Source organism: Peribacillus simplex NBRC 15720 = DSM 1321, assembly GCF_002243645.1.
In the GTDB taxonomy this organism is placed as follows: Bacteria; Bacillota; Bacilli; order Bacillales; family DSM-1321; genus Peribacillus; species Peribacillus simplex.
The window spans coordinates 4,460,952-4,482,085 of the sequence record NZ_CP017704.1; the positions used below are offsets into that span (position 1 = coordinate 4,460,952).

23 protein-coding genes are annotated in these 21,134 nt (G+C 40.2%); 17 read left to right on the forward strand and 6 right to left on the reverse strand.

From position 1 onward, the window contains the following. Nucleotides 1–167: 167 nt before the first annotated feature. The 3 genes from BS1321_RS21525 to BS1321_RS21535 all read right to left on the reverse strand — a co-directional run bounded on the left by BS1321_RS21525 (nucleotide 168) and on the right by BS1321_RS21535 (nucleotide 1,700). On the reverse strand, nucleotides 168–500 hold the full coding sequence (locus BS1321_RS21525) for a type IV pilus assembly protein FimV (RefSeq protein ID WP_063233038.1): 333 nt from the start codon (nucleotides 498–500) through the stop codon (nucleotides 168–170). Nucleotides 501–613: 113 nt separating this feature from the next. Continuing rightward, on the reverse strand, nucleotides 614–706 hold the full coding sequence (locus BS1321_RS28800) for a hypothetical protein (RefSeq protein ID WP_419555892.1): 93 nt from the start codon (nucleotides 704–706) through the stop codon (nucleotides 614–616). Nucleotides 707–932: 226 nt separating this feature from the next. Beyond that, entirely contained in the window at nucleotides 933–1,700 is a 768-nt protein-coding gene (locus BS1321_RS21535) for a DUF1189 domain-containing protein (RefSeq protein WP_063233039.1), read from the reverse strand. 163 nt (nucleotides 1,701–1,863) lie between these two features. On the opposite strand from BS1321_RS21535, the gene BS1321_RS21540 reads away from it, so the two are divergent. From BS1321_RS21540 to phoU, 9 genes are all read left to right on the forward strand, one after another. Beyond that, on the forward strand, nucleotides 1,864–2,349 hold the full coding sequence (locus tag BS1321_RS21540; RefSeq protein WP_063233040.1) for a DUF456 domain-containing protein: 486 nt from the start codon (nucleotides 1,864–1,866) through the stop codon (nucleotides 2,347–2,349). 143 nt (nucleotides 2,350–2,492) lie between these two features. Continuing rightward, nucleotides 2,493–3,101, forward strand: a complete 609-nt coding sequence (gene sodA / locus BS1321_RS21545; RefSeq protein ID WP_034308436.1) for a superoxide dismutase SodA — start codon at nucleotides 2,493–2,495, stop codon at nucleotides 3,099–3,101. A 500-nt stretch (nucleotides 3,102–3,601) separates the two neighbouring features. After that, the gene (locus tag BS1321_RS21550) at nucleotides 3,602–4,822 is read left to right on the forward strand and encodes an MFS transporter (RefSeq protein WP_063233042.1); all 1,221 of its coding nucleotides are present in this window, start codon (nucleotides 3,602–3,604) and stop codon (nucleotides 4,820–4,822) included. Between the two features lie 192 nt (nucleotides 4,823–5,014). Continuing rightward, on the forward strand, nucleotides 5,015–7,183 hold the full coding sequence (locus BS1321_RS21555) for a peptidoglycan D,D-transpeptidase FtsI family protein (RefSeq protein WP_063233043.1): 2,169 nt from the start codon (nucleotides 5,015–5,017) through the stop codon (nucleotides 7,181–7,183). Nucleotides 7,184–7,389: 206 nt separating this feature from the next. Continuing rightward, on the forward strand, nucleotides 7,390–8,352 hold the full coding sequence (locus tag BS1321_RS21560; protein ID WP_063233044.1) for a PstS family phosphate ABC transporter substrate-binding protein: 963 nt from the start codon (nucleotides 7,390–7,392) through the stop codon (nucleotides 8,350–8,352). A 138-nt stretch (nucleotides 8,353–8,490) separates the two neighbouring features. Continuing rightward, the gene (pstC, locus tag BS1321_RS21565) at nucleotides 8,491–9,390 is read left to right on the forward strand and encodes a phosphate ABC transporter permease subunit PstC (RefSeq protein ID WP_054400661.1); all 900 of its coding nucleotides are present in this window, start codon (nucleotides 8,491–8,493) and stop codon (nucleotides 9,388–9,390) included. Nucleotides 9,391–9,393: 3 nt separating this feature from the next. Continuing rightward, on the forward strand, nucleotides 9,394–10,272 hold the full coding sequence (gene pstA, locus BS1321_RS21570) for a phosphate ABC transporter permease PstA (protein WP_063233045.1): 879 nt from the start codon (nucleotides 9,394–9,396) through the stop codon (nucleotides 10,270–10,272). Between the two features lie 15 nt (nucleotides 10,273–10,287). Then, a complete protein-coding gene (pstB, locus tag BS1321_RS21575) occupies nucleotides 10,288–11,115 on the forward strand; it encodes a phosphate ABC transporter ATP-binding protein PstB (RefSeq protein WP_081112900.1) in 828 nt (275 codons plus the stop codon). Nucleotides 11,116–11,135: 20 nt separating this feature from the next. After that, complete coding sequence (phoU, locus tag BS1321_RS21580) at nucleotides 11,136–11,789, forward strand: phosphate signaling complex protein PhoU (RefSeq protein ID WP_063233046.1); 654 nt, start codon at nucleotides 11,136–11,138, stop codon at nucleotides 11,787–11,789. A 68-nt stretch (nucleotides 11,790–11,857) separates the two neighbouring features. On the opposite strand, the gene BS1321_RS21585 is transcribed toward phoU, so the two are convergent. Together BS1321_RS21585 and BS1321_RS21590 are read right to left on the reverse strand one after the other, a co-directional pair. Further along, nucleotides 11,858–12,310, reverse strand: a complete 453-nt coding sequence (locus tag BS1321_RS21585; RefSeq protein ID WP_063233047.1) for an endolytic transglycosylase MltG — start codon at nucleotides 12,308–12,310, stop codon at nucleotides 11,858–11,860. Between the two features lie 2 nt (nucleotides 12,311–12,312). Then, nucleotides 12,313–12,693, reverse strand: a complete 381-nt coding sequence (locus tag BS1321_RS21590) for a hypothetical protein (protein ID WP_063233048.1) — start codon at nucleotides 12,691–12,693, stop codon at nucleotides 12,313–12,315. A 412-nt stretch (nucleotides 12,694–13,105) separates the two neighbouring features. Here BS1321_RS21590 and BS1321_RS21600 point away from each other — a divergent pair, with 412 nt between their 5' ends. From BS1321_RS21600 to BS1321_RS21620, 5 genes are all read left to right on the forward strand, one after another. Further along, nucleotides 13,106–13,723 carry a hypothetical protein gene (locus BS1321_RS21600; protein ID WP_063233050.1) on the forward strand — a complete coding sequence of 206 codons (618 nt, stop codon included), beginning with the start codon at nucleotides 13,106–13,108 and terminating at the stop codon, nucleotides 13,721–13,723. Between the two features lie 118 nt (nucleotides 13,724–13,841). After that, on the forward strand, nucleotides 13,842–13,991 hold the full coding sequence (gene rpmG / locus BS1321_RS21605) for a 50S ribosomal protein L33 (RefSeq protein ID WP_028391797.1): 150 nt from the start codon (nucleotides 13,842–13,844) through the stop codon (nucleotides 13,989–13,991). A gap of 179 nt (nucleotides 13,992–14,170) precedes the next feature. Further along, a complete protein-coding gene (locus tag BS1321_RS21610; protein WP_063233051.1) occupies nucleotides 14,171–14,743 on the forward strand; it encodes a 5-formyltetrahydrofolate cyclo-ligase in 573 nt (190 codons plus the stop codon). A gap of 76 nt (nucleotides 14,744–14,819) precedes the next feature. Further along, nucleotides 14,820–15,008, forward strand: coding sequence for a hypothetical protein (locus BS1321_RS21615; protein ID WP_063233052.1), 189 nt, complete (start codon nucleotides 14,820–14,822; stop codon nucleotides 15,006–15,008). Between the two features lie 178 nt (nucleotides 15,009–15,186). Then, nucleotides 15,187–16,725 carry a rhomboid family intramembrane serine protease gene (locus tag BS1321_RS21620; RefSeq protein WP_063233053.1) on the forward strand — a complete coding sequence of 513 codons (1,539 nt, stop codon included), beginning with the start codon at nucleotides 15,187–15,189 and terminating at the stop codon, nucleotides 16,723–16,725. Here BS1321_RS21620 and BS1321_RS21625 read toward each other — a convergent pair. Next, entirely contained in the window at nucleotides 16,720–17,577 is an 858-nt protein-coding gene (locus tag BS1321_RS21625) for a hypothetical protein (RefSeq protein WP_063233054.1), read from the reverse strand. The two genes, BS1321_RS21620 and BS1321_RS21625, sit on opposite strands and share 6 nt — an antisense overlap. Before the next feature lie 214 nt (nucleotides 17,578–17,791). On the opposite strand from BS1321_RS21625, the gene BS1321_RS21630 reads away from it, so the two are divergent. The 3 genes from BS1321_RS21630 (at nucleotide 17,792) to BS1321_RS21640 (ending at nucleotide 21,025) form a co-directional block, all read left to right on the forward strand. Next, nucleotides 17,792–18,001, forward strand: a complete 210-nt coding sequence (locus BS1321_RS21630) for a YqgQ family protein (protein ID WP_063233055.1) — start codon at nucleotides 17,792–17,794, stop codon at nucleotides 17,999–18,001. Between the two features lie 14 nt (nucleotides 18,002–18,015). Continuing rightward, entirely contained in the window at nucleotides 18,016–18,987 is a 972-nt protein-coding gene (locus BS1321_RS21635) for an ROK family glucokinase (RefSeq protein ID WP_063233056.1), read from the forward strand. 184 nt (nucleotides 18,988–19,171) lie between these two features. Next, nucleotides 19,172–21,025 carry an LTA synthase family protein gene (locus BS1321_RS21640; protein WP_411836500.1) on the forward strand — a complete coding sequence of 618 codons (1,854 nt, stop codon included), beginning with the start codon at nucleotides 19,172–19,174 and terminating at the stop codon, nucleotides 21,023–21,025. The last annotated feature ends 109 nt before the right edge of the window (nucleotides 21,026–21,134 follow it).

The window sequence follows — 21,134 nt, forward strand, 5'->3', positions numbered from 1 at the left end:
TTTTAATTTGTTTCTCTGAAATATTGTATCAATGTACATACCGCTTGACAAGGAAATAGGACGCATATTCTTTTTTCGATACGAATCATTTCCTATTTTTAGATATATCCAAGGCTTGGAAATCCCTCTTAATGGTTCTTGTGAAGGCGCAGAACCCCATTTGACAGTCATTTATAAACGGGAATCTTATATGTTTTGCCAATCTGCATATTTTCGGGATTCAATCCTTCATTCAAACTTTGAAAGTCAGAGATGATCGTTTCGATTGGCTGATTGGATCCGCCTTTTGCCGTTTCAACGATGGAGAGTAAGGTATCCCCGGGTTTCATGGTGATTTCTTTATAAGCGGCAGATGGTGCGGATGCAGGCTGGCTGGCCGGCACGGCCGGTTCGCCCGTAGAGGCCGGTGGATGGGAAGCCGGCAGGGTACCCGTAGTCAGATCAAAATAAATAATAAATAAAGTGAAACAGAATGAGATAAAAAGCAGTAGCCGTTTCAATTTTCCATCCTCCCAAGCTTGTCTTTAATTCATCTATACTTGGAGGGGGCAAAAAATATGCCTAAAAATGGGCGACTTTTCAAATGGAATGTGAGAGTGACCATTCAAATTTTTTATTTCAGTTGAGTAACATCCTTATTATTAGAATGAGTGCTAAGAAAGGAGCGAATTTCCTTTGGGGTCAGACCACTCTTTTTTGCCTCCATTACGAGTAACAACCACTGTACATCAATATGACTCTCCTTCACGTCTATCACCTCTTAAATACTATTTCAACCATAAGTATAGGAATAACTTGGTGAGTATTTTGTCGAATTAAGTAGATATAAAAAAATGATGACTATAGTCATATGCGGGAAAAAGAATGGATTACCGATTTTAAGCAAGCAAAAAGATCCGGACAGGTGGGTCCGGATCTTTTTGCTTTTAGGGTCAATTTTCAATTTTATCGGCTGATGTTTCTTTAATGGATAAATATAACATCATCAATGTAACAAACCAGCTAATGATTGAAGCGAATGGTACAATAGCTTGAAAAGCATCCATGATGGTGAAGAATATGGTGGCAAGCGTAATGCTGTAAGCAGCAATTCTCCATAGATGCCTATAGGAAAGAGAACGGCCAAGAGCATTTTTGAAAAGAAGGCCGAAAGCGGCAAGGATTGTCACTTTAATGAAGATACCGCTAGCGGTAAACAGGTATAATATAAGTAGAAGCAATGGAAGGATGATCGGCAGCACAGATTCAACTGAATCAAGCCAAGCGGATATTTCCTGATTATCTCCCTCCAGAACGGAATATGGAGAGGATTGTACGTTGCCTCCGGATACGAAAACCAGATCAGACTTTAAAAGCGCGACAGCCTCATCAGCTTTTGTAGCTACTTCTTCCGGGGTCAAGGTCCCCGTACCATCTACAAAAATTTGATATCCGTTTTTATTCAGGCTAAATGGCTCATCTTTTTCAGTCGTCAACGTGCCATTTTTGATTTCAAATGCCGGTAAGTCCTCAGATACTGTTTCGTGCATGGCATCTATCCCGTGAACTATCATTGTACCGAAATAAAAAGCTGAAGGGAGAAAGGCGATGAGACTTATAAAGAATACGAATAAAATCGTTTTCCCGATACCTTGGTTTTGAAAGGAAGCGATATCTTTAGGAGAATATAAGCTTACCCACAGTTGTTTGAATATGTTCAATGTTTTCAGCACCTAACTATATAAGATTCCTAACCAATTTTAACTATATGGGAAAAATAAAACAACCTGTATTCTGCTTCATTGGTTTCAACCATCAGTAAAGAGGCAATTATGGAGAGATAAAGGCAAATTATAAATGAAATGAGAAAGGGGCGTTTTAGTTATGGATACACTATTTTGGATAATAATTATCCTCATGTTCATAATGGGCTTTGTCGGTCTGATTTTTCCGATCATACCAAGTGTTTTATTCATTTTCGGCGGAATATTGTTATATGGACTATTTTATTCATTTGAACCATTTGGTTGGTTTTTCTGGACGGTCCAAATTTTATTCGTCATCCTTTTATTCGCAGCTGATTATATTGCGAACATGGTCGGGGTCAAAAAATATGGCGGCACGAAAGCGGGAATTTGGGGCAGTACGATTGGGCTTCTGGTCGGGCCATTCGTGATTCCCTTCGTCGGAATACTAATAGGTCCATTCATCGGGGCATTCCTGGCAGAGATCCTAGTACATAAAAAAGACCCGGTCACTGCTTCCAAAATCGGCCTTGGTTCCGTTGTAGGCTTTATAAGCAGCGTAATCACAAAAGGCATCATTCAACTTCTGATGATTGGATATTTTATATTCGTGGTATTCTCATAGGAAATATAATCGAAAAATGAAAAATTGAGGCATAAGGTTTGAAACGGTTACAAAAATTTGATACTCTATTGCTAGCGAGCTTTAGGTATCTTTCGAGAACTGAAGCCCTCAAAAAAACAGCTTACATAGGGAGGAATTTTATTATGGCTTTTGAACTTCCACAATTACCGTATGCATATGATGCATTAGAACCACACATCGACAAAGAAACAATGAACATTCACCACACTAAACATCACAACACATATGTGACAAACCTGAACAATGCGCTAGAAGGCAACCAAGAACTTCTAAGCAAAAGCGTTGAAGAAATCGTCGCTAACCTTGACGCAGTACCTGAAGCTGTTCGTACAGCTGTACGCAACAATGGTGGCGGACATGCTAACCACACTTTATTCTGGGAAATCCTTTCACCTAACGGCGGCGGACAACCAACTGGTGAATTAGCGGATGCTATCACTTCAAAATTCGGAAGCTTTGACAGCTTTAAAGAAGAGTTCGCTAAAGCGGCTACTACTCGTTTTGGATCTGGCTGGGCTTGGCTTGCAGTCAACAATGGTGAGTTGGAAGTAACAAGTACACCGAACCAAGACAATCCATTATCAGAAGGTAAAACACCGCTTCTTGGATTGGACGTTTGGGAGCATGCTTACTACCTAAACTACCAAAACCGTCGTCCTGAATACATCAATTCTTTCTGGAATGTTGTAAACTGGGATGAAGTTGCAAAACGTTACAGCGCTGCTAAATAATTTGTAATTAGTTAACAAAAGACGGGAATCCTCTTTTCAGGGGAGCCCGTCTTTTTTTGTTTCTTTTATATGGCTTTTATGAAACCAGTATAAGTGCAACTACTTCTCTGTCTTCGCCAGTCGAAGAGTTTTCTTTACACTGATCTTGATTTAAAAGGAAAACTCTTAAGGAAACCAGTGTAAGTGCAACTACTTCTCTGTCTTCGCCATTCTGTCTCGCCAGTCAAAGAGTTTTCTTTATACTGTTCTTGATGTAAAAGGAAGAGCTTTAAGGAAACCAGTGTAAGTGCAACTACTTCTCTGTCTTCGCCATTCTGTCTCGCCAGTCGAAGAGTTTTCTTTACACTGATTTTGATATAAAAGGAAAGCTCTTAAGGAAACCAGTGTAAGTGCAACTACTTCTCTGTCTTCGCCAGTCGAAGAGTTTTCTTTACCTTTTTTCACATAAATTCTTTTGTTTTTTCAAACACTAGAGTGGAATTTAAAGGAGAGTTAAAACAATGGGTATTTTAGAGAGATGGTTGGGTGAAGCGGGAGGGAAGAAGGATCTGCACCTCCTTTTGTTTATTGGCGGGCTGTACAGCCTAAGTATTGCTTTATCCAATACATTCGTTAATGTGTACTTGTGGAAACAATCCGGTCAAATTGTTGATATTGCCGTATATAATCTAACCGTGGTGCTTTTTCAACCGCTTACTTTTGTCTTTGCTGGCAGGCTGGCGAAAAAGGTTGATCGAATCATTGTTTTGCGTCTGGGTGTTATCTTTTTGGCCCTATTTTATTTATCAGTCCTATTGGTCGGCACACGGGCAACGGATTTCCTTTGGTTGCTTGGAGGACTGTTAGGAATCGGTTATGGGTTTTATTGGCTTGCCTATAATGTATTGACTTTTGAGATAACTGAACCGGAAACAAGGGATTTCTTCAATGGTTTCTTAGGGATTTTATCATCACTTGGGGGAATGGTCGGTCCGATTCTTTCAGGGTTCATCATTTCGAGGCTTGAAAAATTCACGGGATATTCCATTGTATTCGGATTGTCTTTGCTATTGTTTTCCGTTGCGGTGTTTCTTAGCTTTTCGTTAAAAAGACGTCCAGCGCATGGCAGATACTGTTTCCTTCGGATATTGCAGGAACGGAAAAATAATCGGAATTGGCTCTTGATCACTCGTGCTCACTTTTTTCAAGGGATACGAGAGGGCACATTCATGTTCATCATTTCGATTATCGTTTTCATTCAGACGGATAGTGAACTTGCCTTAGGGAGCTATGGTCTGTTAAATTCGGCCATATCATTCGTTGCGTATTTTTTTGCTTCACGATATATAAAACAGCCGATGCGAAAAAAAGCGATTCTTATTGGAGGAATCCTGTTGTATGCAGGGGTCTTATTGATTGCATTTGATATCACATTCGGGAAGCTTCTCATTTATGGGGCAATCGTCGCTACCGCTTATCCTATTCTTTTGGTCCCTTATATATCATTGACTTATGACATTATAGGCCGCGCTTGGAAAGCAGCGGAAATGAGGATTGAATATATCGTTGTCCGGGAACTGTTCGTTCATATTGGAAGGATTGTATCCATATCAGGATTCATACTTTCCGTCATGTTTTTCGACCTAAAGCAATTACTGCCGATTTATCTGTTAATCGTCGGTGCAGGGCATACCGTGATATATTGGTTTGTACGGAAAATCGATATCATTGACCAAGATTGAAAAGAGGCCTTGGAGGCCTCTTTTCAATATACATGACTTACGGTTTTAGGATTTATGAGCCGTAAGTCACTTTTTATGTTAAGTTCGTTAGATGTTTAATATTTCTAGAACACTAAGGTAGAAAAAAATATAAATGTTCTATAGAATAGTATAGGACTATTATGACTATGTAAAAAGGATGTGTGGCTTAGTGTGAATAAAAAGAAAAAGAAAAAGACGCATGTGCCTTTCAGATTGAATATTCTTTTCTTTTTAGTGTTTGTTTTGTTTTCCGCTTTAATTTTACGCTTGGGTGTTGTTCAGATTGTTTATGGTGATGATTACCGGCGTGAGATTGAAAGAACAGAGGAAGTGACCGTGAATAATTCGGTGCCCCGTGGGAAAATGTATGACCGTAATTTAAAACTGATGGTCGATAACCAACCACTGGATGCAATTACATATACACGAAAGCAAGGTACGAAACAAACAGAAATGGTGGAGACGGCTGAGAAACTCGCGAAGTTGATCGATAAAGAAACAAATAAAGTGACTGAGCGCGATAAAAAGGATTTTTGGATTTTAAATAATCCAAAGTTGGCCGAGAAAAAGATTACGGATAAAGAGCGGAAAAAAGTGGAAGAGGGCGAGATGGAAGAAAGTGATTTGTATAAGCTTCAGCTTGATCGGATTACTTTAGACGAAATGAAGCTTTCGGAAAAAGATCTGGAAGTCCTTGCTATATATAGGGAATTTGCAAGCGGATATGCCCTTACCCCGCAAATTGTGAAAAACAAGAAAGTAACAAAAGAAGAATTCGCCAAAGTGAGTGAAAACCTTGATTCGCTTCCTGGGGTCGATATATCAACAGATTGGGATCGTTTTTATACATATAATAAAACACTTAAATCTGTATTAGGTAAAGTTTCTTCATCTGAAGAGGGGTTGCCTAGTGAAAGCCTGAACTACTACCTTGCACGTGATTACAGCCGGAATGACCGTGTAGGTAAGAGTTATATTGAGGCGCAATATGAGGATATCCTCCAAGGGCAGAAAGCGAAAGTAAGGAATGTGACCGATAAATCAGGAAATGTTGTCGATTCCGAAGTGATTACTGAAGGTTCGCGAGGAAAAGATCTTATATTGACAGTTGATATGGATTTACAGCTTGCAACAGAGGAAATCATTGAAAAGCAATTGATTGCCAAGAAAAAAATGGGTAACACCAAATTCTTGGACAGGGCCTTTGTCGTCATGATGGATCCCGATACAGGGGAAGTATTAACGATGGCTGGGAAGAAATATGAGAAGGACCCAAAAACGGGGAAATCCTCGATTGAGGACTTCGCATTAGGAAATATCACGACTTCCTATACAATGGGCTCCTCAGTAAAAGGCGCAACTGTTTTGACTGGTTATCAGCAAGGAGCCATTCAGCCAGGTACATACTTTTATGATACGAAGCTGAAGATTAAGGGTACAAAGGAAAAAGGCTCATATAGTAACTTCGGGAACATTAATGATTTGACCGCATTGAAAGTATCCTCGAACGTTTATATGTTCAGAACGGCAATTAATATTGCAGGTGCAAAATATGTTCCGAACGAACCATTAAATATAAGTTCAAGCGCCTTTTCAACCATGCGTAATTCATTTGCCCAGTTTGGCTTGGGTGTCCGAACGGGGATCGACCTCCCGAATGAAATGAGTGGATTCAAAGGTTCGGAAACGTCACCAGGTAAGCTACTTGACCTCGCTATCGGACAGTACGATACGTACACACCGATGCAGCTTGTGCAGTATGTTTCAGCCATTGCAAATGGCGGTAACCGCATGAAGCCGCATATGGTTAAGGAAATCCGTGATCCTGTTGATAATAATGAGGAATTGGGTCCTGTTGCGGAAGACGTTTCACCAACTGTCCTTAATCGTCTTGAGATGAAGGAAGAATGGATAGAACGTGTGCAGAGCGGTTTCGAGAAAGTTTCGATGGAACAAGGCGGAACAGCTTATACTTACTTTGGGAATAAGTCATATACGGTAGCGGCTAAAACCGGAACGGCGCAAGCGTTCTATGATGGTCCGAACCGAGCGGATTATAGCGAACCTCAAGATACGATGAATATCACGTTGGTCGGCTATGCCCCTGCTAAAAATCCGGAAGTTGCTTTTGCTGTTGTTGTCCCGTGGGCTTATCAAGGACATTCGGGCCACAGCATGAGTAAAGAGATAGGTGAAGAAATTATGGATACTTATTTCGAACTGAAAAAAGAACGGGCTAAGAAGGAAAATACCGAAACCTCGACTGATTTGAAAGTGGAGAATGGTAAAGACGTTCAAAAGGACCAGGCTGAAGTTAGGGAAAGTCAAGAAAATGAATAAAAGGTTAAAACACGTTTTTGGGTAAAACCGAAAACGTGTTTTTTTTGCATTTTAAGAACGAGATCAGTACAGTTTTTTCGTCTTTACAAATAAATCACAATTATTTACTGAATATTTACAAACGCTTTAAACGGAATTTACAGTCTGAACGTATGATGTGAGAGTAGGACAAAATAATCATATAAAATTCTTAGGGGGATTTACAAATGAGACGTTTCAAATTTATGGCTATGACCGCAGTAATGGGTGGAGTAATTGCAGTAGCGGCGGGTTGTGGATCCGATGACACTAAGACAAGCAGCAGTGAAGGAAAAGGATCTGGCCAACTGCAGGGCGAAGTTATTACGGATGGTTCTTCAACGGTCTTTCCGATCATGGAGGCAGTTGCAGAAGAATATATGGGTACACAGCCTGATGTGAAGGTTTCAGTGGGATCGTCAGGAACAGGTGGGGGATTCAAGAAATTCATCGCTGGTGATACAGACCTAGCCAATGCATCCCGCCCGGTCAAAGAAGAAGAAAGTGCCTTACTTGATGAAAATGGAGTTAAATATACAGAATTGAAACTGGCATTTGACGGTATTTCAATCGTCGCCAATAAAGATAATGAATTCATCGATTCACTAACAGTCGAAGAGCTTCAAAAACTGTGGGTTGATAATGGAAAGGTGAAGAAATGGTCTGATATACGTCCTGAATGGCCGAAGGAAGAAATTAAATTCTACTCTCCGGGAACAGATTCAGGCACATATGATTATTTCAATGAAGTGATCCTTGAAGAAAAACCGATGGTGGAAAATGCTACGCTTTCAGAAGATGATAACGTTCTTGTACAAGGTGTAGAAGGTGATAAAAATGCGATTGGATTCTTCGGTTATGCCTACTACTCTGAAAATAAAGATAAGTTAAAAATCATTTCCATCGACAACGGCAAAGGTGCTGTAGAGCCAACACATGAAACGATTAAAAGTGGGGAGTATGCACCATTGTCACGTCCACTTTACACATATGTAGCTAATAAGTCGGTAGCTGAAAAAGAACAAGTCGCAGATTATACTCAATTCGTCATTGAAAATGCAGGAGAGCTTGCAGAAGAAGTGGGTTATATCAGCCTGCCGGAAGAAGAGTACCAGAAAGATCTTGATAAATTAAAAGAACTGGAAAAATAAACGATATTACAGGCTACTGATATCCCGCCTTGACTCGATTAAGGCGGGGGTAACAGCTTGTAAATCCAAATATTGCGTGTCTGAAATGGAGGATGCAAGTTGGAACTTAGAAAAACAGAAACCTATTCTGTACAGCAAATGATCCTGGAAAAGAAAAGTAAGAAAAAAATAAATATGGAAAAAGTAATACCTAAGCTTTTGTTCCTTACGGCGGCAATTTCCGTTTTTACTACAATCGGGATCATCTTGACGCTTATTTTTGAAACATTTATCTTTTTTGACAGAGTATCTATCGTCGAATTTTTTACAGAAGCTAAATGGCTGCCATTTGCATCTACACCTTCCTATGGGATTATGCCCCTTATCGTTGGAACGTTGAAGATAACAGTCATAGCAGCGGTGGTTGCAGTTCCAGTAGGGCTTGCAACAGCCATTTTCTTGAGTGAATATGCATCAGAGAAAACACGGAGAATCATTAAGCCGATTTTAGAAGTTTTAGCTGGGATTCCTACTATCGTTTACGGCTTTTTTGCCTTAACTTTTGTAACACCGGTTTTGCGGGATTTATTTCCTTCCCTTGACATGTTCAATGCTCTAAGTCCCGGGATCGTTGTAGGTATCATGATCATGCCGATGATAGCCTCATTATCGGAAGATGCCCTTGTATCGGTACCTAAGTCGATTCGCGAAGGTGCGTATGCTTTAGGAGCAACGAAACTCGAAACGACAATTAAAGTGGTATTGCCAGCAGCCATTTCAGGAATTGTGGCATCCATCGTTCTTGCTTTATCCAGAGCGATTGGGGAAACCATGATTGTGAGCGTTGCCGGTGGCTCGACCCCAAATATGAGCATGGATGTCACTTCATCGATTCAAACGATGACCGCTTATATCGTTCAGGTCAGTTCGGGGGATGCAGGGTACGGGACAACGATTTACTACAGCATATATGCGGTTGGAATGACACTGTTCGTCTTTACGCTTGTCATGAATTTACTGGCGCAGTTCATCTCTCGCAAGTTCAGGGAGGAATATTAAGACATGAAACTGATAAACAAAAGTCATGTTGCGAAAAAAATGCCTGCTAGGCTGGCTGTTAACACGATTTGTAAAGGATTATTCTTCTTGGCAACATTGGTTGGCCTCCTCGTATTGGCCATCTTATTTTATCGGATATTCACTCAAGGAATTGGCAGTCTGAATGGGGATTTCCTTCAGAATTTCGCTTCCAGGAAACCTGAAGAGGCTGGTATAAAAGCAGCACTGATCGGTTCAATATGGTTGATGGTAGTCGTGGCTCCAGTTTCTCTGCTGCTTGGTGTTGGAACGGCCATTTATTTAGAGGAATATGCCAGGAAGAATTGGATCACCACTTTTATCAAAGTGAATATTTCCAATCTGGCAGGTGTCCCGTCAATAGTATTTGGACTGCTGGGCTTAACGGTTTTCGTTCGTGCTCTAGCCTTGGACCGGTCCATATTGGCAGCAGGCTTGACGATGAGCCTGCTCGTTCTCCCGGTCATCATAGTAGCTGCCCAAGAGGCCATACGTGCCGTACCTCGTGATTTAAGGGAAGCTTCATTTGGAATGGGTGCAACAAAGTGGCAAACCATATTGAAAGTGGTCCTTCCGGCTGCAATACCTGGCATTTTAACTGGAGGAATACTTGCTTTGTCACGGGCAATCGGTGAAACGGCGCCATTGGTGGTGGTTGGCATACCAATGTTCATCGCCTTTTTACCACAATCGGTCATGGATACATTTACAGTGCTGCCAATGCAAATCTATAATTGGACATCTCGTCCGCAGGAGGAATTCCAGCAGGTTGCTGCCGCGGGAATCATCGTATTACTCATCCTGTTAATAATCATGAATTCAATAGCGGTTATAATTCGAAATAAATTCCAGAAAAGATACTGATAGGAGGAAGGAAGCATGAATATGACCTTAACGAGAGAAGAAGAGTCACCGGCAATCGGGTTCGAAAATGTCGGATCAGCTGCCGTGACGGAAAAGGTGTATGAAACATCCAATCTCAATTTATGGTATGGAGAAAACCATGCTTTGAAAAATATTAATCTGGATATGCATCAGAATGAAGTGACCGCCATCATCGGGCCTTCAGGATGTGGGAAATCCACATACATCAAAACATTGAACCGAATGATTGAGCTAGTCCCGGATGTGAAAACGACAGGCCAGATAAAATATAGGAACAGAAATATCCTCGATCAGTCCTATAAGGTGGAAGATTTAAGGACACAGGTGGGGATGGTCTTCCAAAAGCCTAATCCCTTTCCTAAATCAATTTATGAAAATGTTGTATACGGACCAAAGATCCATGGAATTAAAAATAAAAAAATTCTTGATGAGATCGTTGAAAAGAGTTTAAAAGGGGCAGCCATTTGGGATGAAGTGAAAGACCGTCTGCATGAAAATGCATATGGACTTTCAGGTGGACAGCAACAGCGCCTTTGTATTGCCAGATGTTTGGCAATCGAACCAGATGTCATTTTAATGGATGAACCGACTTCTGCCCTTGATCCGATATCCACTTTGAAAATAGAAGAACTGGTTCAAGAACTGAAAAAGGATTTCAGCATCATCATCGTTACCCATAACATGCAGCAGGCTGCACGTATCTCTGATAGAACGGCCTTCTTCTTAAATGGGGAAGTCATCGAATATTCTGATACAAACACCATCTTCTCTAATCCGAATGATAAAAGAACAGAAGATTACATTACCGGGCGCTTCGGTTAAAGAGAAAGGGAGATGCGATAATGATCGTTCGTGAAAATTTCGAGCTTCAATTGAAAGAGCTAAAGGAGAAAATCGTGAAATTGGCTAATTTAGCTTCAGGTGCTATATCGAAATCATATGCCGCACTAGAAAACAATAATGTAGATGATGCTCTTGAAGTTATTGATGATGATACAATAGCTGATTTACTGGAAGAGGAAATTAATGACTTTGCGATTTTACTGATTGCTAAGCAGCAGCCGGTTGCGATTGATTTAAGGCGTATCATAGCTGCAATAAAAATCGCCTCGGATATTGAAAGGATGGCGGACTTTGGTGTGAATATCGCTAAATCAGCCATCCGAATCGGTGACCAGCCATTTATCCTGCCTTTAACACCATTAAAGCAGATGCATGATATTACATTAAAGATGATTCAACTTTCAATAGAAGCATTTGAGAAGGAAGATGTTGTTCTTTCAAGAGAAATCATTGAAATGGATGATGAGGTTGATCGCTTTTATGGAGATATGATCCGAAGTCTCCTTCGCCTTTCAGATGAAAAAAACCTTCAGCAGGTTACACAGCTTTCCTTAATTGCTCGATATTTGGAAAGGACAGCGGACCATACAACGAATATCGCAGAGAATATTTACTTCCTGGTAAGAGGGAGATATATCAGTAGGAATGAATGAACCCATCCTAATTGAAAAAAGAGAGGCTTTTTCTCGGACATGGTCCATTTAAAAGTCTCTCTTATTCATTAATGGGTCAAAGTATTGGCCAATTGTCTATATGTCATATTATTCGTAACAACAAACTCGCCGATTTGTATTTTTTTTGAGAAATCATGGTCATTCATGTAAGCTTCAAATTCAGCAGCCTCATCGATGATTTTTTCCTTGGAAAGGCTATCGGCAATTTCGGTTGTGGTCATATTCGTTTTCACTTTAATTGTATAGGAGACAATGGAGGGATCTTTTTTTGAAGCCTCTTCCTCCATTAAATCTTTATCCGGATCCTTTGGTTGGACGGTCTTTTTAGCTTCCTTCATAGGAAGAGTAACGACGAATCCCTGCTTCACGAGCAATTCCTTAGCTTCCTCCGTAGTAGGAGTGGCGCCTTCGAATAATCCGGTGCCATAATAAAAGCCAGCAAAGATTGTTGTTGTAAAAATGATACCGGCGGAAAGACCTTGCAGTCTTGCTTTGTTCATTCTCATTCACCCCGCAATCTTTGCTGCTCGATCACTGAAATGGTTTGTTCCTTCGTTAACGAGGATTGTCTAGCGATCTGGTCCAACGAAAGACCTTGACTATATAAAGATAGAACCTGGCTTTTTAGAATTTCATGAATAGGTTCGATATCATTGGAATTGACAGTTGATTTATTCTTTACAGGGGGAACAGGGTCGTCCTGGATAACGAATTCCTCTTCAAGAATCTTCACCTTCTTCTTTAATTGGTAGATATCCTGTGTATACGTTAGTGTCATCTGTTCTAAATCTTCTTCTAATTTTGCAACTTTATCTTTACCGAAAAAGGAAATGATGAGAAGGACGATCGCTAATGAAAAAAGAAGGATGATAAGCGTTTCCATGTTTTCACCTCAAAAGATAATTTTCGACAATATATTTATATTTTACACATATTTTAATAAAATTGGAGATTTTCATATTTTTATATTTTCGAAAGTGGGCCGTATACTTCATTTATTGTCTGTTTTTTTTCAAATATTGTCGAAAAGCCTAATGACCGTCGTTGAAGAAAAAAAATTAGGCATTAAAATGGGAAAAAAGCCTTTGAGAGATAACATACATAAAATTCGACAAAATGTGTATATTGTCCATCAGCCAATTCAGTGCTAACATAAAGATAGAATAAATCGAAAAAACTAAATATTTTGAATAGTTAAAAATATACGAACCTAAAATGGTGTGCAGATTCTAAAGTGGATAGTTTCACTGTCAGCGCCTAACGATAAGTTATATAAGGATAAAGAAGGGGAAGGGATGATTATTATGAATTCGCTATTCGCGTATATGCCGCAGGATAACCAGGATATATTTCGTAAAGGATTAAAGGCAGGGTTATGGATGGATGAGAGTTTTGATTGGTATCCTGAGGAAGATATGATGAGTCATCCTAATGGAGAGATCCGGACACTTTCACAAACATATACCCAAGGGCAGGTGACCTTTTCGAAGTTCACGATCAGGAATACCTCATTCGAGATTAAGCGCCCTAAAGTGTTTTTTCACTATGAAAACGCTTTCGAAAGGCAGGCGGTCGCTTTTTACAGCCCGAATGAACGGGCGATTTTACATGTAGCCCCTCAATCGATTGCTTTATTGGGTGGATTGGTGAAAGGAAAGAGCATCGCTCAATATTGCATTCAAGGTAAGGGAAGCCTTTATCAAGAGGGATGCTTCAAATCATTGAAAGAAGGGCTCCTTGCTTATTCACCGCTCGCCAAAGGTGAAGTTACCAGCGTGTTTACGTTAGAGACGGAAATTTTACCGAAAGAATGTGTGGAAGCTGTGGCTTGGGTCATTCATGCTGAAACGAAAGAAGAAGCGAAAGTTATAAATAATCAGCTCCTCCTGACGATGCAAAACGTAAACATTTAAGAATTCAAAAAAGTTAATGTTGGATTTCCCAAAAAACATACTAGCAATTCGCATTGAATAATGCTATTATAGAAAAGTCCTATGTGAAAAAGTCAATATGTTTGGAGGGAAATACACAATGCGCGTAAATATTACATTAGCTTGCACTGAATGTGGAGACCGTAACTATATTTCTAAAAAAAATAAACGTAACAATCCAGACCGTCTTGAGCTTAAAAAATACTGCTCAAGAGAAAAACGCAGCACGACTCACCGTGAAACAAAGTAAGCAACAGGATTTTTCCTGTTGTTTTTTTTTATGCATTTTTTTAATTTCTTCGTTCTCTCTTTCCTTTAGTGAATATTTTCAGAATGCACTAATGATTCAGCGATTACCGACACCGTATTTTCGTAAATGAGCAAATATTATGAGATAATGATAGAAGTAGACTAAAGGAGTCGGAAAAGATGAGAGAAAACAAGAATAAGCTCCGCAAAGAAGTTAGGTCCCGTTTAATGGAGCTGTCTAAAAAGGAACATGAAGAACTATCGAACAGAATCGCTGAAAACTTATTTTCCCTGGAGGAATGGAAAAAAGCTGAAACAATTGGCATCACCATCTCCATCCCGCCTGAAGTTCCAACAGTACGAATCATCGAACAAGCATGGAGTGAAGGAAAAGAAGTGGCTGTACCAAAATGTGATCCTGAAAAAAAGACAATGGAATTCAAAAAAATTTCGTCCTTCAATCAGCTGGAGTCTGTTTATTACGGATTGCTAGAACCAGTGGCTGAAACAGCCAAGGCCCGCAAAGAGGAATTAGATGCATTGATCGTACCCGGTCTTGCTTTTACCAAGGAAGGGTATCGCCTAGGCTTTGGAGGGGGATATTATGACCGTTTCCTATCTTATTACCGAGGAGATACATTGGCCCTTACATACGAGCTTCAGTTAATGGATGAACTCCCGATAGAGGTACATGATATTGCGGTCGGCAAACTCATTACCCCATCCAGGGTTATACGCACGTACGCCCATTAAGAAGAAGTTAATTATTTATCACTTTTAGCTCATAAAAATCCTGTCCTGTATCAAACTATTGATAGGAGGGATTGTTATGCTTCGATTAATTATTCAAATCTTCTTGGTTGGTTTAGTTGTTTATGCAGGTTACCAAAACCGGTACCGCCTGATAAATGTTGCGCTGTCCAACGGCATACTGAGAAGATTTCTAGTGACTAAATCCTTGGATATGCCAATGTTCAGGGATAAAATGATGCAAAGCATGTTCACTCAGACCAAATGAGGATGCCGGCATTTTAAAAAGGAACCTGATCAGGGGTTCCTTTTTTATTTATAAGGATTTGGGGAGAGTGGATTTTAAACAGTCTCCTTTTTTACTTTTTACAGGATTTCGTCTATAGTTTTAATTAAAGAAACAGGAATTTTAGAAGCTTAAGTTTCATTGGAAAGTGGGGAAGGCATTGGGATTTAAAGAGGATTATTTGTTTTGGGAAACCATAAGGGAGTTGTCTGCCCATTATGATTATCGAATGATCACTGTCACGGAAAACCATCAGGAGATTTGGCTTGAGAGCGATAAGAATAAGGAGTTTCCAGTCATAAGACTCATTCGACATGATTTGGATTGGGCTAATTGGCTGAAACGCGATATCGACCGAACATTGCAGAATGGGGAAAGAATCAGAAGGAAATTATACAAAAAGCCCATAAACATATTAAGTATCTATGTTAGTAAATTCGCCCCGGTGGATGATCATGACTTTAGTTCACGGGTGGCCTCCTTTAATAAAACGAATGTTAACACGTTTCTTCTAACTTGTGAAAACTTTCATGATTCGTTGCAAAACCTTGAACATGTTTTGAAAAAACCACTTTCAATTCAAATTCTTGAAGAAAATGAAATAGATGAGGAAAAGGTTCTCGCAGTAAAGAAGGATGCCATCTCTGAGTCAGTCAAAAAGGCTAAGGCTGAGCAGAAGGTATTTCAAAATGCCAATAAGCCATTCTTTACATATATATTCATGGCGATACAAATAGCTGTGTTCATCTTGATGGAGTTTAATGGGGGCAGCACCAATTCCAAAACTTTGATTGAGTTTGGCGCTAAATTTTCCCCTTATATCATACAAGGGGAATGGTGGCGGTTCTTTACACCGATGATCGTCCATATTGGGTTCATTCATTTACTGATGAATACATTTTCATTGTATTTGATCGGTGCTGAAGTTGAAAGGATTTACGGTAATGCCAGGTTCCTTTTCATCTATATATTCGCTGGTTTCGCTGGAACTCTAGGCAGCTTCATCATGACTCCGAATCTTTCCGCAGGAGCGAGCGGAGCCATTTTTGGCTGTTTTGGGGCACTTCTGTACTTTGGCATCGTCTATCCGAAATTATTCATGCGCTCGATGGGTTCATCGGTGATCGTATTGATCATCATTAACTTAATATACGGTTTCACCGTTTCGGGAATTGACAATGCAGGACATATTGGAGGTTTGATCGGGGGGTTCTTGGCTGCAGGCGTGGTCCATCTGCCAAAATCCAAGAATATCTTTCGGCAGCTGGCTTTTCTGTTAGGGACGGCAATACTGACCTATGCCCTGCTTCAATTTGGTTTTAATCATCAGGAAAGTGCAGCCATCGATGATAATACCATGGCCATGGTGGCGCAAAAGTATATTGATGATGATGAAGAGGATAAAGCGGAAGAGATGCTACTCAATTATGTTGATGCAAATCCTGATGCACCGCTATCGCTTTTTATGCTAGGAAATTTATCTTTTGATAAAGAGGACATTCACAAAGCTAGGGATTATTATGAAAAAGCGATTGAAAGTAATCCGGATTTGCATGAAGCCCATTACAATCTTGCCTTAGTTTACATGAAACTTGATTCATTCGATCAAGCTAAGGAGCAAGCTGATAAGGCTATTGAGCTTGCCCCGGATAATAAGTCTTACACTAAACTGCTGGCAGAAATTGAAAAGCAACTATAACTTTTGACGCAGCATGATTGGGGTACCGTCTTTCAGGGTAAACAAGACAAGTATTTCACTTTGATTCTTCGCCATAAGCAATAGGGGGATGGTGCTACCTTGTGGACTCACAGTGGATCCATCCTCCTTTTTTATTCCCAACACATAATTTTTGTAAAGTCCTTCCCACAGTTTTCCTACAATTTCTTCCCGTTTGAATTGGGGGAAGGCAGCAAGCCATTGATTTTTCTTTGAGGGCAGATCTGTTAAAGAGATGATTTTGTACTGATCCAGATTAACCTGAAATGCTTGACCGGCTTTCTCCAAACCATTTCGAACCGTTTGATCTGTCAAGCCGTCCAGCGTTTTTTTCCATTGAATCTGTTCTTCTGAAAGGGGGCGGTGGAAAAATTGAAAAGCCGGTGTTGTTACTGTATAGAGTTTATCTTTACTTAGCTGCTGGGCACTGGTGAAAATTGTGTCACTCGGATGAACCTCGGCATAATGAAACGTTACCGCTTCATAGCGCCCACTCTCGGATTCTTTAGATTTCGCTTTTTGAGAGAGGTCTTGTTTATTTTGGCGCCAATTTTTTAAAGCTCCTGCTAATTTTCCATTTTTGTATAAAAGCGATACGTCCTGACGTAAGTAAGCAGACCGGTCCAACGAAGAGTCCACCCTCCAAGTAATAGTATAGGTGGAATCCCCGGTACCCTTCGGAGTCAGGTGGGTGGAAGCATGTTCAAAATGGAGCGAGGAATCGATGGGAAAAAAAATGATGGTTTCCTCTGTCTGTTTATGATTTGATAAATAAAGGATGACAAAAATGGTGGTTAAGACCAAAAAGACGGTATACTTCAATTGTACTTTCATTTTTCCCCTCCGTTTTCACGCGTGATGAATGGTTTTAAAACATGAAGCTGTCAAATCAAATCGAAAGAGTCCACAATCTTGATATTTCATCATATGAATACAGTTGGACATGTATGAGGGGGATGGGGGAAATTATCAAAAGGGGTAATGGGCGCTTGTTACAAAGAGGCTGATTCGATATACTTTCATATAGAAAAGAGTAAAGAGGTTTACTATGAAAACATATTATGATCTTCAACAATACTTGAAAAGATTCGGTACATTTATCTATATTGGTGATCGCTTAGCCGAGCTTGAACTGATGGAAGCCGAAATAAGGGAAATCCACCGTATGCAGATGATGGATACGAAAGATTATCAAATGGCGATCCTTTTAATTAGGCAGCAATTGTCTCTTGAAAGGGAAAAACAGAGAAAAAATTGATAAAAAGGGTGAGAATGATGGAAAAGTGGCTTATGGGTGTGGATTTAGGCGGTACAACTACCAAACTTGCTCTGATCAATTTATACGGAGAGATTATTCATAAATGGGAAATCAGCACGGACATCTCCGAAAAGGGAAAATTCATTACGATTAACATAGCCAAAGCGATTGATGCGAAGCTCGTGGAACTTAATGAACCGAAGAGTAAGATAGTAGGGATAGGTATGGGGGCTCCCGGCCCTGTGAAATTTGTTAACGGTTCCATATATGAAGCCGTCAATCTTGGCTGGAAGGACTATCCGTTAAAAGATTTATTGGAGGTGGAGACATCTCTTCCAGCAGTTATCGATAATGATGCCAATATGGCAGCTTTGGGAGAAATGTGGAAAGGTGCCGGTAATGGTGCCAAAGACCTCGTTTGTATAACTCTAGGAACGGGTGTAGGCGGCGGGATCATCCATAATGGGCAAATCGTGCATGGTACCAGTGGGGCTGCTGGAGAAGTAGGGCATATAACGGTCGTAACGGACGGAGGGGCACCATGCAATTGCGGCAAGACTGGTTGTTTGGAAACGGTTGCTTCGGCAACGGGAATCGTCCGTATGGCTTTAGAAGCCTTGAATGCCGCCGATGAAAAGTCAATGCTTCAGCAGAAAGTCGAAGAGGGAAATGCGGTAACTTCCAAACTGTTATTCCAATGCGCTGCAGCAGGTGATCCTTTGTCCAAAGCTGTGGTGGATAAGGTAGGCAATTACTTGGGGCTGGCACTATCACATGTTGGGAATGTCATGAATCCAGATAAAATAGTCATTGGTGGGGGCGTTTCACAAGCGGGAGACATTTTGCTTGATCCTGTCCGTTCTGCCTTCGGAAAGTATGCATTCAAACGGGTAAGTAAATCAACGAAAATCAGCCTGGCCACACTAGGCAATGATGCAGGGGTAATAGGTGCAGCCTGGCTCATTAAAAGCCAACTGAATACGTGATCCCTTGCTGCCCTGTGGCAAATAGGGTTATAAGAAAAAAAGATGGAATCTTCAAAAAGTTCCCCGTTTTGAGGGGTGGGGGCTATCGTTCCTGCTTTTGTATAGGGGGAGAGAACCATGACCCATGATTGAGGCGCTCTGGATCAATAGCTCCAGCGCTTCTTCGATGAGGAGGGACCAGGATTTGAAAAGGGTCTTCAAAAAACAGGGATATTCATTGTTTTGGGTCGTATTAATTTCACTTTGGCTTAAAACATATATTGCTTATAAAACAAGTTTTGAGATAGATATTGATAATTGGATCCAGGAGTTCATACTATTCATCAATCCTGTCAGTTTCCTTTTACTTACTCTTGGCGTTAATATATTTTTAAAAGAAAATAGAAGGACAGCATACTTATTGATCATGAGTTTTTTCATCACCTTCGTCCTCTTTGCCAACCTTGTTTTTTTTCGCTTTTTCAATGACTTTTTAACCATTCCCGTTCTTTTTCAAACGAGCAATATGAACGACCTTGGAAGCAGTGTACATGAATTGATCAATCTGAGTGACTTTTTGTATTTTGCCGATATCCTGTTCTTGATGCTTCTGCTGAAATACAAACCAAAAACATTCCAAGAAAGTCGATACAATCCACAAGACCGTAAATTCTTTTTGTTAATGACTTTAGGAGTGACATTTTTTAACTTAGCTTTAGCGGAAGCGGCGCGTCCTGAACTCCTGACAAGAACGTTTGACCGTGAAATCCTCGTTAAGAATATCGGTACGTACCATTATCACCTCTATGATGCAATATTACAGACGAAATCATCAGCTCAACGTGCCCTTGCAGATGGCAGTGAATTGTCGGAAATTGAAAATTATGTCCGTGCCAATCAAAAAGAGGTTAATGATGACCTTTATGGTCTGGCAAAAGGCAAAAATGTGATTCTTGTATCATTGGAATCCACTCAAAGCTTTGTCATCAATAAAACTGTCAACGGTGAAGAAATCACTCCTTTTCTGAACCAATTCATTAAAGAGAGCTATTATTTCAATAACTTTTATCACCAAACTGGCCAGGGGAAAACATCTGATTCAGAATTCATTATTGAGAATTCCCTCTATCCTTTAGGTAGAGGTGCAGTATTTTTCACTCATGCTCAAAATGAATACAAAGCTACCCCCGAAATCTTAACGGAAAAAGGTTACTATACGGCTTCCTTGCATGCCAATAATAAGAGCTTTTGGAATCGTGACATAATGTACGATTCTCTTGGGTACCAACGGTTTTATGATAGTGATGAATACAAAATTTCTGAAGGGAATTCCATCAATTGGGGTTTGAATGATAAATCGTTCTTCAAGCAATCAATTTCTCACTTGAAGAGGATGCCTGAGCCTTTTTATGCCAAGTTCATAACGTTAACCAATCATTTTCCATTCACTTTGAATGAAGAAGACCGTACATTGGAACCATACGATTCGAATTCCAAAACATTGAATCAGTATTTTCCGACCGTACGTTATACGGATGAAGCCTTGGAACGATTTATCGGTGATTTGAAACGTGATGGATTATATGAGGATTCCATTATTGTACTATATGGAGATCATTATGGAATTTCGGAAAATCACAACTCTGCCATGAGCCAGTTCCTTGGGAAGGAAATCACGCCTTTCGAATCCATCCAACTTCAGCGTGTCCCGCTCATCATACATGTCCCAGGGCAGGAAGGGAAAACGATTTCCACCGTTTCCGGCCAAATTGATGTAAGGCCGACTCTCCTTCATTTATTGGGGATTGAAAATGATGATTATATCGAATTCGGCAAAGATCTATTTTCTGAAGAGAAATTAGAATTCACCGTTCTTCGCGATAGCAGTTTCATCACGAAGGATTATCTCTATACGATGGATACCTGCTATGATAAAAAGACCGGAGTGGCGACTGAAAAGGATTCATGTGAGAAGTATTTGGAAAAGGCAAAACAGGAGCTTGATTACTCCGACAAAATCATTTACGGGGATTTGCTCCGATTTTATGAGCAACATTGAAAAAGAAACCTGGTGCAATCCAGGTTTTTTTGTTTATTTCAGGAGAATCAGTACCATTACAATTATGAAACACGTGAGACTTCCTGAACATCTTTCTGTCTTTCGCTTC

Bases quoted from the DNA above. Each gene is read 5' to 3' on its own strand.
- rpmG (WP_028391797.1), top strand. From the start codon at position 13,842: ATGCGCGTAAATATTACATTAGCTTGCACTGAATGTGGAGACCGTAAC.
- BS1321_RS21630 (WP_063233055.1), top strand. From the start codon at position 17,792: ATGAAAACATATTATGATCTTCAACAATACTTGAAAAGATTCGGTACA.
- BS1321_RS21550 (WP_063233042.1), top strand. From the start codon at position 3,602: ATGGGTATTTTAGAGAGATGGTTGGGTGAAGCGGGAGGGAAGAAGGAT.
- BS1321_RS21600 (WP_063233050.1), top strand. From the start codon at position 13,106: ATGATTATTATGAATTCGCTATTCGCGTATATGCCGCAGGATAACCAG.
- pstB (WP_081112900.1), top strand. From the start codon at position 10,288: ATGAATATGACCTTAACGAGAGAAGAAGAGTCACCGGCAATCGGGTTC.
- BS1321_RS28800 (WP_419555892.1), bottom strand. From the start codon at position 706: ATGGAGGCAAAAAAGAGTGGTCTGACCCCAAAGGAAATTCGCTCCTTT.
- phoU (WP_063233046.1), top strand. From the start codon at position 11,136: ATGATCGTTCGTGAAAATTTCGAGCTTCAATTGAAAGAGCTAAAGGAG.
- pstA (WP_063233045.1), top strand. From the start codon at position 9,394: ATGAAACTGATAAACAAAAGTCATGTTGCGAAAAAAATGCCTGCTAGG.
- BS1321_RS21560 (WP_063233044.1), top strand. From the start codon at position 7,390: ATGAGACGTTTCAAATTTATGGCTATGACCGCAGTAATGGGTGGAGTA.
- BS1321_RS21590 (WP_063233048.1), bottom strand. From the start codon at position 12,693: ATGGAAACGCTTATCATCCTTCTTTTTTCATTAGCGATCGTCCTTCTC.
- BS1321_RS21610 (WP_063233051.1), top strand. From the start codon at position 14,171: ATGAGAGAAAACAAGAATAAGCTCCGCAAAGAAGTTAGGTCCCGTTTA.
- BS1321_RS21635 (WP_063233056.1), top strand. From the start codon at position 18,016: ATGATGGAAAAGTGGCTTATGGGTGTGGATTTAGGCGGTACAACTACC.
- BS1321_RS21625 (WP_063233054.1), bottom strand. From the start codon at position 17,577: ATGAAAGTACAATTGAAGTATACCGTCTTTTTGGTCTTAACCACCATT.
- sodA (WP_034308436.1), top strand. From the start codon at position 2,493: ATGGCTTTTGAACTTCCACAATTACCGTATGCATATGATGCATTAGAA.
- BS1321_RS21585 (WP_063233047.1), bottom strand. From the start codon at position 12,310: ATGAACAAAGCAAGACTGCAAGGTCTTTCCGCCGGTATCATTTTTACA.
- BS1321_RS21615 (WP_063233052.1), top strand. From the start codon at position 14,820: ATGCTTCGATTAATTATTCAAATCTTCTTGGTTGGTTTAGTTGTTTAT.
- pstC (WP_054400661.1), top strand. From the start codon at position 8,491: ATGATCCTGGAAAAGAAAAGTAAGAAAAAAATAAATATGGAAAAAGTA.
- BS1321_RS21540 (WP_063233040.1), top strand. From the start codon at position 1,864: ATGGATACACTATTTTGGATAATAATTATCCTCATGTTCATAATGGGC.